General features: G+C 67.8%; 17 protein-coding genes. 9 read left to right on the top strand and 8 right to left on the bottom strand.

The window, feature by feature from the left end:
- The first annotated feature begins 63 nt into the window (after positions 1 to 63).
- On the top strand, positions 64 to 711 hold the full coding sequence (locus tag ACLJQ7_RS07970) for a YdcF family protein (RefSeq protein WP_410647473.1): 648 nt from the start codon (positions 64 to 66) through the stop codon (positions 709 to 711).
- 43 nt (positions 712 to 754) lie between these two features.
- Here the strand turns inward: ACLJQ7_RS07970 and ACLJQ7_RS07965 are convergent, their stop codons facing one another.
- On the bottom strand, positions 755 to 973 hold the full coding sequence (locus tag ACLJQ7_RS07965; protein ID WP_410647472.1) for a hypothetical protein: 219 nt from the start codon (positions 971 to 973) through the stop codon (positions 755 to 757).
- A gap of 145 nt (positions 974 to 1,118) precedes the next feature.
- Here ACLJQ7_RS07965 and ACLJQ7_RS07960 point away from each other — a divergent pair, with 145 nt between their 5' ends.
- Together ACLJQ7_RS07960 and ACLJQ7_RS07955 are read left to right on the top strand one after the other, a co-directional pair.
- Positions 1,119 to 1,643, top strand: coding sequence for a hypothetical protein (locus ACLJQ7_RS07960; RefSeq protein WP_410647471.1), 525 nt, complete (start codon positions 1,119 to 1,121; stop codon positions 1,641 to 1,643).
- Between the two features lie 14 nt (positions 1,644 to 1,657).
- Positions 1,658 to 2,146, top strand: a complete 489-nt coding sequence (locus ACLJQ7_RS07955) for a GNAT family N-acetyltransferase (RefSeq protein WP_410647470.1) — start codon at positions 1,658 to 1,660, stop codon at positions 2,144 to 2,146.
- Between the two features lie 3 nt (positions 2,147 to 2,149).
- Here ACLJQ7_RS07955 and ACLJQ7_RS07950 read toward each other — a convergent pair whose 3' ends face one another.
- Together ACLJQ7_RS07950 and ACLJQ7_RS07945 are read right to left on the bottom strand one after the other, a co-directional pair.
- A complete protein-coding gene (locus tag ACLJQ7_RS07950) occupies positions 2,150 to 2,803 on the bottom strand; it encodes a hypothetical protein (RefSeq protein WP_410647469.1) in 654 nt (217 codons plus the stop codon).
- An 85-nt stretch (positions 2,804 to 2,888) separates the two neighbouring features.
- Positions 2,889 to 3,290, bottom strand: coding sequence for a DUF4279 domain-containing protein (locus ACLJQ7_RS07945; protein WP_192747167.1), 402 nt, complete (start codon positions 3,288 to 3,290; stop codon positions 2,889 to 2,891).
- 36 nt (positions 3,291 to 3,326) lie between these two features.
- Here ACLJQ7_RS07945 and ACLJQ7_RS07940 point away from each other — a divergent pair, with 36 nt between their 5' ends.
- Complete coding sequence (locus ACLJQ7_RS07940) at positions 3,327 to 3,719, top strand: pyridoxamine 5'-phosphate oxidase family protein (protein ID WP_410647468.1); 393 nt, start codon at positions 3,327 to 3,329, stop codon at positions 3,717 to 3,719.
- Positions 3,720 to 3,753: 34 nt separating this feature from the next.
- Entirely contained in the window at positions 3,754 to 4,281 is a 528-nt protein-coding gene (locus ACLJQ7_RS07935; RefSeq protein ID WP_410647467.1) for a GNAT family N-acetyltransferase, read from the top strand.
- Here ACLJQ7_RS07935 and ACLJQ7_RS07930 read toward each other — a convergent pair.
- The 3 genes from ACLJQ7_RS07930 to ACLJQ7_RS07920 form a co-directional block, all read right to left on the bottom strand.
- A complete protein-coding gene (locus tag ACLJQ7_RS07930; protein ID WP_410647466.1) occupies positions 4,278 to 4,616 on the bottom strand; it encodes an MmcQ/YjbR family DNA-binding protein in 339 nt (112 codons plus the stop codon). The two genes, ACLJQ7_RS07935 and ACLJQ7_RS07930, sit on opposite strands and share 4 nt — an antisense overlap.
- 112 nt (positions 4,617 to 4,728) lie before the next feature.
- The gene (locus ACLJQ7_RS07925; protein WP_410647465.1) at positions 4,729 to 6,414 is read right to left on the bottom strand and encodes a bifunctional metallophosphatase/5'-nucleotidase; all 1,686 of its coding nucleotides are present in this window, start codon (positions 6,412 to 6,414) and stop codon (positions 4,729 to 4,731) included.
- 203 nt (positions 6,415 to 6,617) lie between these two features.
- Positions 6,618 to 7,106 carry a GNAT family N-acetyltransferase gene (locus ACLJQ7_RS07920; RefSeq protein WP_410647464.1) on the bottom strand — a complete coding sequence of 163 codons (489 nt, stop codon included), beginning with the start codon at positions 7,104 to 7,106 and terminating at the stop codon, positions 6,618 to 6,620.
- A gap of 150 nt (positions 7,107 to 7,256) precedes the next feature.
- Here ACLJQ7_RS07920 and ACLJQ7_RS07915 point away from each other — a divergent pair, with 150 nt between their 5' ends.
- Complete coding sequence (locus tag ACLJQ7_RS07915) at positions 7,257 to 7,904, top strand: VanZ family protein (RefSeq protein ID WP_410647463.1); 648 nt, start codon at positions 7,257 to 7,259, stop codon at positions 7,902 to 7,904.
- On the opposite strand, the gene ACLJQ7_RS07910 is transcribed toward ACLJQ7_RS07915, so the two are convergent.
- On the bottom strand, positions 7,845 to 8,021 hold the full coding sequence (locus tag ACLJQ7_RS07910; protein ID WP_410647462.1) for a hypothetical protein: 177 nt from the start codon (positions 8,019 to 8,021) through the stop codon (positions 7,845 to 7,847). The two genes, ACLJQ7_RS07915 and ACLJQ7_RS07910, sit on opposite strands and share 60 nt — an antisense overlap.
- A 97-nt stretch (positions 8,022 to 8,118) precedes the next feature.
- A complete protein-coding gene (locus tag ACLJQ7_RS07905) occupies positions 8,119 to 8,772 on the bottom strand; it encodes a class I SAM-dependent methyltransferase (RefSeq protein WP_410647461.1) in 654 nt (217 codons plus the stop codon).
- A gap of 27 nt (positions 8,773 to 8,799) precedes the next feature.
- Here ACLJQ7_RS07905 and mug point away from each other — a divergent pair, with 27 nt between their 5' ends.
- The 3 genes from mug (at position 8,800) to ACLJQ7_RS07890 (ending at position 12,439) form a co-directional block, all read left to right on the top strand.
- Complete coding sequence (gene mug, locus ACLJQ7_RS07900) at positions 8,800 to 9,351, top strand: G/U mismatch-specific DNA glycosylase (protein ID WP_410647460.1); 552 nt, start codon at positions 8,800 to 8,802, stop codon at positions 9,349 to 9,351.
- A 283-nt stretch (positions 9,352 to 9,634) separates the two neighbouring features.
- On the top strand, positions 9,635 to 10,435 hold the full coding sequence (locus tag ACLJQ7_RS07895) for a response regulator transcription factor (RefSeq protein ID WP_410647459.1): 801 nt from the start codon (positions 9,635 to 9,637) through the stop codon (positions 10,433 to 10,435).
- 159 nt (positions 10,436 to 10,594) lie between these two features.
- A complete protein-coding gene (locus ACLJQ7_RS07890) occupies positions 10,595 to 12,439 on the top strand; it encodes an acyl-CoA dehydrogenase (protein WP_410647458.1) in 1,845 nt (614 codons plus the stop codon).
- The last annotated feature ends 7 nt before the right edge of the window (positions 12,440 to 12,446 follow it).

Here is a 12,446-nt window from a genome sequence, read left to right as displayed (position 1 = left end):
AAGCCCCAGGTCAGTGGATGTCCACTTTAGACCTGGGGCTTTCGCTTTGCTTCGGAGTCCCCGATGACCGAGACCCTGCCGGACGATCTTCGCGCCGACGTCCAGACGCTCTGGGACTACCACGACATGCGCCACGAACTCCGGCCCGCGGACGTCGGAATCGGACTCGGCAGCCATGACCTCGGCGTCGCCACCCACGCCGCGGAGCTGTTCCACGCCGGGATGTTCCCGCTCCTCGTCTTCACCGGGGCCAATGCCCCGACGACCATCGAACGCTTCCCGCGTGGTGAGGCGGTGCACTATCGCGAACACGCGGTGAAGTCGGGTGTGCCGGATGAGGCGATCCTGGTCGAGCCCGAGGCGCGGAACACCGGGGACAACATCGCACTCACGCGTCGGCTGCTGGAGTCTCGCGAGGTCGGGTCGGTCGTTCTCATCTCACGGCCCTATCAGCAACGGCGCGCATACGCGACCTGCAAGAAGCTCTGGCCCGAGGTCGACGTCATCTGCGCTTCCCGGCCATTGCCGCTGGATGACTACGTCGAGAGCATCGGCGATGTGGACCGCGTCATCACCATGCTCGTCGGTGACACGCAACGAATCACCGTCTACGCCGAGCGCGGTTTCGCCATCCATCAAGACGTTCCGGCCCGGGTAGCCAGAGCATATGAACGGTTGGTGGCAGCAGGCTTTCGAGAAAGGTTGATCTGACCGGTCTCAGCCCCGAAAGCCGGCCGCGCCTTCGGGCTGATGTTCAGGGCAGCAAGGTGAACGCGGGAATATGCCTTGGCTTGACCACCGAGAAGTGACGCGCCAGCTCCTTGGACCGTCGTCCGAGGTCACGCTCACCGTCGAACACACCTACCGTGCGAAAGCGACGGCGCGGCGGCTCTGTGTCGGACGGTGCTTCAGCCAGCTGCCTGAGCCCCTCCTCACGGGGCGCGACCGAGTCAGGGCTTTCGGCAGTCGTCATGGCCCCACCTTAACCACAATCGAGCGTGAGCCCCTTCGACACAATGCGTGCGGGAGCGCCCCGAGCGAGGGCGATCCGCACCCAGAAGAAGTCCCGCGCCCGTCGTAGGGACCTGTCCCCTCACGCGACAGCTACCTTCCGCACCGTGCGGAGGAAATCGAGCGACAGTACGGCGGTCGCGTTGCTGATCGTCCTGGTGGGGTCGCTGATCCTTCCCCTCCTCCTGGTCGGCGGGATCTTCCTCGCCGTCGGCGTCAACACGGGCAGCGCCCCGGGGCCGTACACCATCGTTTTCGCCGCGGTGGGTGACGAATGCGGGGCGAAGGGGCAGTACCTCGAAGCGTCCACAGGGGAGCCGCTGAGGTGCATGGGCCCTGGAGTGCTCCGGACGTCCTCGCTCGAATTCCCCGGTTTCTCCCGCGAGCAGAACGACGACGTTCGCCACTGGCTGGCGACGTTGGCGGAGGACGGCGGTCTGAGCGTCTTCGATCATCGTTCGGTCCAGGCCCGGATCGACGGGATCGCGGCCGGTTTGCCGCCGGGAGCGCGGGTCGAGCGGGAATCGGGCTCGACGATGATCTGGATCGGCGCGACCTTGACGGCCGTCGGGCTGATCTTGGCGTCCGGCTTCGCTTGGCGGTGGCACCAGAACCGCCGGGCGGGTTTGTGATTACCTTGCCGGGTATGGAGATCCGGGAGTTCACCGAAGAGGACTGGCCGCAGGTCTGGCCGATCGTGCGCGAAGTCGTGCGGGCCGCGGACACCTACACCTACGACCCGAACCTCACCGAAGAAGCGGCGCGCGCGAGCTGGATCCAGACGCCGCCGGGCCGGACCGTGGTCGCGGTCGAGGACGGCCGCGTGCTCGGTACGGCCAAGATGGGGCCGAATCACGGCGGGCCCGGGTCGCATGTGGCAACGGCGAGTTTCATGGTGGCCAAAGACTTGCGCGGCAGGGGGATCGGCGGCGAGCTGTGCGCGAACGCCCTGGGATGGGCCAGGGAGCAGGGGTTCGCGGGAATGCAGTTCAACGCGGTCGCCGAGTCGAACGTCGCCGGGATCCGGGTCTACGAACGGCTCGGGTTCAAGCTCGTCGGCACGGTGCCGGGCGCGTTCGAGCACCCGACGCTGGGGCGCATCGGGCTGCACGTCATGTACTGCGACTTCGGCTGAGGGTCAGCCTTCGACGAGTTCCCAGGGGGCGTCGGCGCTCGGCCGGTCGTAGACCTGGCCGGGCGCGGCGCTCAGCACCAGGGCGACGTCCGGGTACAGCGTGACGGCGTGCTCCATTTCGAGGGCTTCGACCTCGAAGTCCTCGTTCTCCGGCACCTGGAAGCCGACGAGCAGCCAGCTGCCATCGGCCTCGCGGACGACCTGGCGCACGGCGCGGGCCGGGGCGGCGGGGTCGGTGGAGATCTCGGCGAGTTCGGTGCTCACCTGCACTTCTTCGAGCGGCGAACCCGGATGCGTCCACGCGGCGAGGCGGGCGGCACGCACCAGGAGATCTTCCTCGTCGTCGTCCGAGTCGGCGACCGAACTCAGCAGCCACGAACGCCGCTCCGGATCCCAGTCGGCGGCCATGCCGGTGGGGAGGCCGGCGAGCACGGTGAGTTCGGGGATGAGTTCCACCGCTTCCCGCAGCGGCAGCGCGCCGAACGCGTCCTTGTTCTCCTCCATGTCCTCGGAGAACTCGTTGCCGTCGCTGATGAACCAGTCACCGTCGTCGTCGAGGACGACGAACGCGAGGTTCGACGGGTCGTCCACCAGCGACCGGGAGATGATCACCGGCGACTCGGGATCCTGACTCAGCGGCCAGTTCTCGCTCGACATGCTGGGCTCCCAACGGGGTTGTCCGGCTGTGGGGCACCATCCCACCATCTTCGGCGTTCCCGCCGCGCACCGGACCGGCGGAAGCTCATTCGCTGAGGTCGTACTCGTCGACGTCGAGCGCGGCGGCGGCTTCGGTGAGGAACGCGAGCACGGCGGGCGAGAGGTGCCAGCCGAATTCCTCGCCGCCGTCACGGTGATGGAAGTAGCGCACCACCTGCAGCACCGCGCTGGCGCCTTCGTCCACCAGCTTCCGGATTTCCGGGCGGACCGGGGCGAGCCTGCCGATCACGCTTTCGATCTGGTCGTCGACCGGTTCCGAACCGCGATGCGTCACCTTCCAGGCGTGCATCCGCGGCAACCGGTGTTCGGCCGACCGCGAACCCAGTACCAGGACCTCGTCGGGCTCCATGCCGAGCCGCGCGGTGATCTCCCCGGCGGACACGGTTTCGCTCTTCAAGGCGAAGTAGCAGTACTGGTGGACCTTCATACGCCCGGCACCCTAGCTTTCGGGCAGGCTGACCAGGTGAAACGTGATCAATCGCTTATCGAACGGCTCACGCGGGAGCGTAACGCCTGGTTGTGCACGCTCCGAGCGGACGGATCGCCGCATGTCACGCCGGTGTGGTTCGTGTACCTCGACGGCGTCTTCTGGATCGGCAGCGGCGAGCGGAACGTGAAGGTGCGCAACGTCGGCGGCGATCCGCGCGTCAGTCTCGCGCTGGAAGGCGGCGACGCGCCGGTTGTCGCCGAAGGCCTGGTCCGCGTCCATCGCGGAACACTGCGCGCGGACGTCCTCGAAGCGCTGGCGGCCAAGTACGACGGCTGGGCGGCGGGCGAGGAGATCGAGCCGTTCGGTGCCAGGGTGCTGCTGGAAGTCCCCGTTAAGCGGTGGCTGCTCGCGGGTGTCGCCCAATAGTCTGGAAAGTCCGATACCGATCTTGGGATGGACGATGCTGACCGGTGAACTGATCCGCTTGCGCCCGCTGGAACCCGAGGACGCGGACACGCTGTGGCGCTGGCACAACGACCCGGAGGTCACGCGCTGGCTGATCGCCGACCACCCGGAATCCCTCGCCCAGATCCGCGAACGCTTCGCCCACCGGAAGCCGAACAGCTTCAGCCAGGCGAGCTTCGCGATCGAGAGCCTCGCCGTCGGCACGTTGATCGGCACCTGCACCCTGCGTGACGCCACGCCCGAGGGAGGCCGCGCGGAGCTCGACATCTATCTCGGCGAGAAGGACCACTGGGGCGGCGGCTACGGCACCGACGCCATGCGCACGCTCTGCCGCTACGGCTTCGACATGATGCGGCTGCACATGATCGCGCTGTGGGTCGTGGTCGACAACGAGGCCGCGATCCACGTCTACAAGAAGCTCGGGTTCCAGATCGACGGCAGGCATCGGCAGTCGTTCCGCGGCCAGAACGGCGAGTGGCACGACGAGTACCTGATGAGCCTGCTCGAAGGAGAACTCCGCTAGTCGTTCAGTCCTTTCGTGAGCCTGGCGGGTGCCTTCATCCGCCAGGCCTCCTCGATGAGTTCGCGCAGCTGCGTCTTGTCGGCCTTCTCCAGGTCGACGAGGATCGCGCCGTAGCCGTCGTAATGCGGCGTGGTGAAGTACGCGGGGTCGCCGGAGGCCAGCAGCGCCTCCTTCTCCGCGTGCTCGCACAGCAGCATCAGGCCGCCCTCGGCCTCGGTGCGCAACCGGGCGAAGCTCTTGCCCGCGACCTTGAGCGACGGCGTGCGGTACGAAGTGGACTCCTCGACCTCGGGCAGCCTGCCCGCCAGTTGTACGACTTCTTGCCAGGTCGTCATGGCGGCCATTGTGCCCTGGGTCACTGACAAAACCACCCCGTGAACGCAAGGAAAGGTCCTTTCCTCGCAAATTTCGCAAGGAAAGGACCTTTCATGGCGCGCGCCGGAGGGGTTACGGAAGGGCGGTGATCCGGTCCGCGGGCGGCGGCGCGATCCCCGGGTGCGCCCCGAAGTACGCGAGCAGCGCGTCCAGGTCCACCGGACCACCCGAGAGCTCGGTCCCCTTCGTGAACTCGGTGAAGCCGTCCCCGCCGGCGGCGAGGAAGTTGTTCACCGAAACGCGGTACGACGCCGCCGGGTCGATCGGCGTGCCGTCGAGCGTCAGGTTCGAGACGCGTGCCCCCTGTGCCGCCGACGCCGAGTACGAGTACTTCAGCGACTTCGAGATCTGCAGGATCCGCACGACACCGTTGGCCTGCCACTGCTGTTCGAGCACGTTCTTCAGGTCCGCGCCGGTGAGCGTGATGGTCTGCATGATGTTCGCGAACGGCTGCACGGCGAACGCCTCGCCGTAGGTCACGACCCCCTTGCCCTCGCCGGCGGGCGAGGACAGGAAGGTGAAGTCCGTGCGGATCCCGCCCGGGTTCGTCATGGCGATCTGCGCGCCGTTCGACTTCGTGGCTTCGAGCTGGGCGTCCGCGATGACGTCGCCGAGCGGCGATTCGCCGGAGGCGGCGCCCTTGGCGACCAGATCCGCGGTGATGGTGCCGACCGCCTTGTTCGCGATCGGCGCGGCCTTGGCCTTGGCCTCGTCGATCAGGTCCTGCACGTCGCGATCCGGTTTGACGTCGTGGGTGACGATCTGGTTGTGCGCCTTGGTTTCGCCACGGACGACGTCGAGGGTGCGGCGGTCGATCTTCAGGTCGACGACCGACAGCAGACGGCCGAACGACGCGCCCTGGATCACCGGGCGCGGCTTGCCGTCGGGGTCGTCGATCACGCAGTTGTACTGCTGGTGGCTGTGCCCGGTGAAGATGGCGTCCACTTTGGACGTCACCTTCCGCGCGATGGCGGTCGCGGCACCCGGCTTGACCTTGCATTCGTCCGGGCCGGCGGTCTCGGAGTTGTCGCCCTGGTGCAGCAGCACGACCTGCGTCTTGACACCGAACAGGTCGAGCAGCTTGGCCGTGCGGTCGATGGCCTGCACCTCGTCACCGAACTCGAGGCCCTTGATCGCCTCGGGGGTGACGACCTGCGGCAGATCCTTCAGCGTCGCGCCGATGACGCCGATCGGGACGCCGCCGGAAACCTCGATGCTGAACGGCAGCAACGCCGGAACGCCGTTCTCGTAGTACACATTGGACCCGAGGAAGGGGAAGTTCGCGCCCTTGAAGGACTCACGGAACTGACAGCCGTCGGTCGGATGGCAGCCGCCATGCCGCATCCGGCGGAGTTCCCCGAGGCCCTCGTCGAATTCGTGGTTGCCCACCACGGAGGCTTCGACGCCGAGCTGGTTCAGCAGCTCGACCGTCGGCTCGTCGTGGAACAGCGCCGAGATCACCGGCGACGCGCCGATGCTGTCACCGGCAGACAGGACGACCGAGTTGCGCGCTTCACCGCGAAGCTTCTTCAGGTGCGTCGCGAGGTAGGCCGCACCGCCCGCGTTGACGGTATTGCCGTTGGGCAGCGTGACATGGCCGCCCGAACCGGACGGCGGTTCGAGGTTGCCGTGCAGGTCGTTGAACGTGATCAGCCGGACGTCGGTGGTCGCCGACGTGGCGGAGGCGGGCGCGGCGACGGCGGCCAGCGCGATCAGCGCGGCACCGGCGACGGCGGTCAGCCGGGTGGAGATCTTCATTCTTCCTCCGATTCGCACGGCGGAGGAGTCTGCCCTGCGGGTCAGACCTTCACCAGAGGAGAAAGGAGGACGATAGGCAACCGTCACCTGGCACGTGGCCGCATCCGCGCAGCACCAGCAGCTCGGCCTCCGGCGCGATCCGGCGCGGTTCGGGCGGGCGAGGATGCGGTCGAAGACGACTTCGTCCATCCCGCGAGGTCAGGCTATTTACTGCTACCGGCGGCGACAGGTAAATAAAGACGTTCACGCCGACGGGTGATGTCGTTCGGCATCGACTCCAGTTCACCCGTCGCGATGAATCCGAGCTTCAGGTACAGCCGCCGCGCCCGGTCGTTGTCCTCCGCGACGTGCAGCCAGACCTCGCGCGCGCCGTCGTCCTCGGCGGCCGACCGCACCTCGCCCATCAGCCTGGTGCCCAGCCCCCGGCCTCGGGCTTCGGGCGCGACCCACATCGAGTAGAGGATCCAACCGTCGTCCCGCGCCCGTCCGGCGACGAGCCCCACCGGACGCCCGTCGTCGAAGGCGGCGAACCAAGCGTCCCCGGCCAGCTTCGCGAGCCACTCCTCGTCGGATTGCGCGCGTTCGGCCGCGGCGATCGAGCCGTAGTTCTCCGGCGTGTCCGTCAGGGCACGCAGGCGGATCTCACGAAAGACGTCGAGGTCCGCGGGGATGAGCCGTCGAACGAGCACCATCCGGGCAGAATCCCACGTCCGGCGGCGGAGCACGGAACGAATATCGCCGATCGGCCAAGATCGGGGTCGGCCACTCGGCCGATCCGGCTCCGGCGGCGGCGGCCCTTCGACCGAAGTGGCCGCACCCGCTTGATCCATAACGTCGTGGTCATGACGAACGCACAGGTCACCGCCCTGCAGTACGGCTTGATCGGCTTCTTCGCGCTCTGGGCGACGGTGCTGATCCCGCAGCTGATCGTCCTGCACGCGCGACACGGCCGGGTGCGGCTTCGCCCCGTCGTGACCATGGCCGCCGTGCTGCTCTACTCCAGCATGACGCTGGCGGTGACCTTCCTGCCGCTGCCCGGCCCCGGCCTCGGCCGGCTGAGCCAGACCGTGCAGCTTCACCCGTTCCAGTGGATCGCCGACATCCACACCGAACTGCTCAAGCACGGGCAGCCGGTGGCCGACTGGTTCACCACCCAGACCTTCCAGCAGGCCACCATGAACGTGCTGCTGTTCGTCCCGCTCGGTTTCTTCGCCAGGACGCTCTGGAAGCGCGGCCTCATCGGCACGACGCTGATCGGGCTCGCTGCATCGCTGCTGATCGAGATCACGCAGCTGACCGCGAACTTCGGCACCGCGCCCTACGTCTACCGGATCTTCGACGTCGACGACCTGCTCAACAACACCGGTGGCGCGATGCTCGGCTGGATCGCCGGGGCGCTGCTGCTCAGCCTCGTGCGGAAGCCCGTGGCCTCAACGGTCGAGATGCAGCCGCTGCGTGGCGAGCGGGTCGACCTCGCCCAGGTCCGCTAGCCTCGCCTGCCGCCGCTGGGCCGCGCGCCGCGAGGCCCGCCGGTCTTCCGCGATCACCAGCACGGTGGCCACCACGAAGATCAACGCGACCACGCCGAGGATGAGCGAGAGCTGCAAAACGCCTCCTCGATTACGGCCTTGTGTGCGAGATCACAAACAGTACGCATGTCGTGGTGAGTTGACCACCCCTTGAGACGAAAGTGGGTGTGCCAGGTCACGCGGGCTTCGCGGAGAACCAGGTCCGGTCATCGGTGCACCAGCGCTCGAAGACCAGGCCGGCCCTGGTCAGGGCGGCGTTCAGCGCCTCCGAATCCAGACGGCGGCAGGTGAAGGGCTGGCTCCACGACCGGCCATCCGCCGAGTACCGCACGACGGCCGACAGCAGGTCACCGTCACGGACGACTCGGTCGAGCCGGACGCCGACCTCGCCGAGCACGCCGCCCTGGCCGTCGCGGACGGCGTCGAACCACTCCGGCGGATGCCATTCGACGAGCACCCGGCCTCCGGGCGCGACATGCGCGCCGGCGGCGAGCAGGAAGGCCGCCCGATCGGCCGCGGCGGCGGTGTTGATCAGGTGGCTGCCGAGCAGTACGGCGTCGAAGACCCGGTCTAGTCTCAGTTCCTCGATCTTCGAGCACACCTTGTCCGCGCGGACGTGGGCGAGCATCTCCGGCGAGTCGTCCACCGCGACCACCGGATGCCCCAGGTCCAGCAGGGCGTGCGTGATCCGTCCGACGCCGCTGCCGAGCTCCAGGATCGAGGCGCCTTCCGGGATCGCCGCGTGCACGATCCCCGGTTCGTCGCCGGGCGGCAGCAGCCGGTACACCTCGACCGGACAGCCGTCCGCCGTGAACGCCCCCTGAGCCATACCGCCAGCGTGCCGGAAACTGGCGGGGTGAGGACCAAACCGACCAAGGACGAGCTGGCCGCCGCCTACGGCAAGACCATCGACGACGTCATCGCGCCCGAGCTGGACGTGCTGTTCTGCGGGATCAACCCCGGGCTCTACTCGGGCGCGCTCGGCCTGCACTTCGCCAGGCCGGGGAACCGGTTCTGGCCCGCGCTGCACCGCGGCGGCTTCACCCCGCGCCTGCTCGATCCCAGCGAGCAGCACGAATTGCTCAACCTCGGCCTGGGCATCACGAACGTCGTGGCGCGGACGACGGCGCGGGCCGACGAGCTGACCCCGGACGAATACCGCGAAGGCGGGCGCCTCCTCGCGGCGAGGGTCGCCGAATACCGGCCACACTGGCTCGCCGTGGTGGGGATCACGGCCTTCCGGACGGCGTTCGGGTTGCCGAAGGCGAAGGTCGGCCCGCAGGACGGCCAGATCGGCGGGGCACGGGTCTGGGTCCTGCCCAATCCCAGCGGGCTGAACGCGCATTGGACGCCCGCGGCACTCGGGGAGGAGTTCGGCCGCCTCCACGCCGAAGTCCACTCTGAGTAGTGAACATGTTAAGTTCTCCCGTCGGCGTGCTCATTCGAGCAAGAGATCCACCACCAGCTGATACGCAGAGTTTGCCGCGACGGAGCGATACATCTATGAGGGGGATATCGCGTCACGTGCTCCGACCTACTGACTCGTAATAGTTACGAGGTGTCATCTCTGTCCGGTCCCGCAGGGGGGACCGGTTGACGAGGGCGACCACGCCGGGGGGCGGTGGTCACCGAATGGACTTCCGGGTCCTCTCGTCCGGAGATGACGGGGCAGGAAAACGGAGGGGTCCGTGATGCGAAGCATCGAACCGAACCGAACGCAGGCCGGCAGGCCTGGCGGACTGTCACCAGGCGGCCGCGGACTCGGCGTGGCCGCCGTCGATCCGATCCCGATCTTCTGCGAGGGCCTGAGCTCGCTGGTCCACCGCACGCCGGGCCTGCAGTGGCTCGGGCACGCCACCAGCCATCATGCGGCGCTCCAGCTGTGCGAACAGCTCAAACCGGACGTCATCGTGCTGGATTCGGCGCTCGACCCGAACTGTCATCTGTCGCGCCTGCTCAGCGGCGGCGACCCGGCTCTGGTCATCGTCACGATGATCAGGGACACGAACCGCACTCAGCAGTACCTCGCCGCGGCGATCGCCGCAGGCGTGCACGCGATCGTGCCGCGGGCGACCGACGGCCGACACCTGACCGAGGCGATCCGGCGCGCGCACAGCGACCGCCGCTACATCGACCCGACGCTGGCGGCGCTGACCGCGCGGCCGAAACGCCAGCCCGTGCTCCCCAAGCCGGGCGACGCCCCCAAACCGGCGACCGCGCGCGGCCTGATGCCGCTGTCCCGCCGCGAGTACCAGGTCCTGCAACTGGTGGCGGAGGGGCTGGAGAACTCCGGGATCGCGAAGATCCTGTTCCTGTCCGTGGAAACCGTGCGGACCCACGTCAAGAGCATCCTGCGCAAGCTTTCCGCCCGCGACCGGACGCACGCGGTGACGATCGCGTTCCGTTCGGGCATCCTGGTCGCGAACCCGGACGACGGGCACACCCCGGCCGAGACGCCCGCGGCCCCTTCGGTCGCGCCGTCGTCGCACTGAACCCGCCTCGACGGACGCCGAGACCCCCGTATTGCTGATTTACACATCACAACAGTGGCCATTCACTTGCCGCCGGTTACCCACAGGTAATATCCTGAAGTTACCGGCGAGTAGGGGACGTGTGCCCGGCCGGGGAGCCGAACACATTGGAGTGACGAAATGGGCCACTACAAGAGCAACGTCCGAGACCTGGAGTTCAACCTCTTCGAGGTACTCGGCGTGCAGGACCGCCTCGGCAAGGGCGTCCTCGCGGAATCCGACGAGGAGACCGCCCGCGGCGTGCTGACCGAGCTGAACAAGCTCGCTTCGGGTCCCCTCGCCGACTCGTACGCCGACGCGGACCGCAACCCGCCGGTGTACGACCCGAAGACCTTCTCGGTGAAGATCCCCGAGTCGTTCAAGAAGAGCTACCAGGCGCTGATGGACGGCGAATGGTGGCGGCTGGGCCTGCCGAACGAGCTGGGCGGCTTCGGCCTGCCCCCGACCGTGCAGTGGGCCGCGGCCGAGCTGATCCTCGGCGCCAACGCGCCGCTGTTCATGTACATGGCGGGCCCGAGCTTCGCCGGCATCGTCGACAAGAACGGCACCGACGAGCAGAAGCGCTGGGCGCAGATCATGATCGACCGCGGCTGGGGCGCCACCATGGTGCTCACCGAGCCCGACGCCGGTTCCGACGTCGGCGCCGGCCGCGCCAAGGCCGTCAAGCAGGAGGACGGCTCCTGGCATATCGACGGCGTGAAGCGGTTCATCACCTCGGCCGAGAACGACATGGTCGAGAACATCATGCACCTGGTGCTGGCCCGTCCCGAGGGCCCCGGCATCGAGACCAGGGCCGGCACCAAGGGCCTTTCGCTCTTCCTCGTGCCGAAGTTCCACTTCGACGGCGAGACCGGTGAGCTGGGCGAGCGCAACGGCGCCTTCGTCACGAACGTCGAGCACAAGATGGGCATCAAGGCCTCCACCACCTGCGAGCTGACCTTCGGCCAGCACGGCACGCCCGCCAAGGGCTGGCTGCTCGGCGAGGTCCACGACGGCATCGCGCAGATGTTCCAGGTCATCGAGTACGCCCGCATGATGGTCGGCACGAAGGCCATCGCGACGCTGTCGACCGGTTACCTCAACGCGCTCGAGTACGCCAAGGAGCGCGTCCAGGGCGCCGACCTGCCGAACATGCTGAACAAGGCGGCGCCGCGCGTCACCATCACCCACCACCCGGACGTCCGCCGCTCGCTGATGCTGCAGAAGGCGTACGCCGAGGGCCTGCGCGCGGTGTACCTCTACACCGCGACCTTCCAGGACCAGGTGTGGACCGGCGAGGGCGACGAGGCTTCGCAGAAGGTCGCGCACGGCGTCAACGACCTGCTGCTGCCGATCGTCAAGGGCGTCGGCTCCGAGCGCGCGACCGAGCAGCTCGTGCAGTCGCTGCAGACCCTCGGCGGGTCGGGCTTCCTGCAGGACTACCCGATCGAGCAGTACATCCGCGACGCGAAGATCGACTCGCTGTACGAAGGCACCACGGCCATCCAGTCGCTGGACTTCTTCTTCCGCAAGATCGTCCGCGACAAGGGCGCTTCGCTGGCCTACGTCGCCGGGGAGATCACGAAGACCATCGAGTCGGAGATCGGCAACGGGCGGCTCAAGAACGAGCGCGGGCTGCTCAAGCAGGCGCTCGAAGACACCCAGGGCATGCTCGGCTCGCTGATCGGCTACCTGACCTCGTCGCAGGAAGACCCGCAGAACATCAACAAGGTCGGCCAGCACACGGTCCGCCTGCTGATGTCGGTCGGCGACCTGCTCATCGGCTGGCAGCTCATCAAGCACGCCGAGGTCGCCATCGGCAAGCTCGACGCGGGCGCCTCGGCGAAGGACACCCCGTTCTACGAGGGCAAGATCGCCGTGGCGTCGTTCTTCGCGAAGAGCGTGCTGCCGGAGCTGACGGCGCGCCGCGCGATCGTCGAGGCCGCGGACAACAGCCTCATGGAGATCTCCGAGGCCGCGTTCTAAACGGTTT

Origin of the sequence: Amycolatopsis sp. cmx-4-54 (assembly GCF_046548895.1) — a bacterium.
Classification (GTDB): Bacteria; Actinomycetota; Actinomycetes; order Mycobacteriales; family Pseudonocardiaceae; genus Amycolatopsis.
This window is presented reverse-complemented; position numbering and strand designations above follow the sequence as displayed.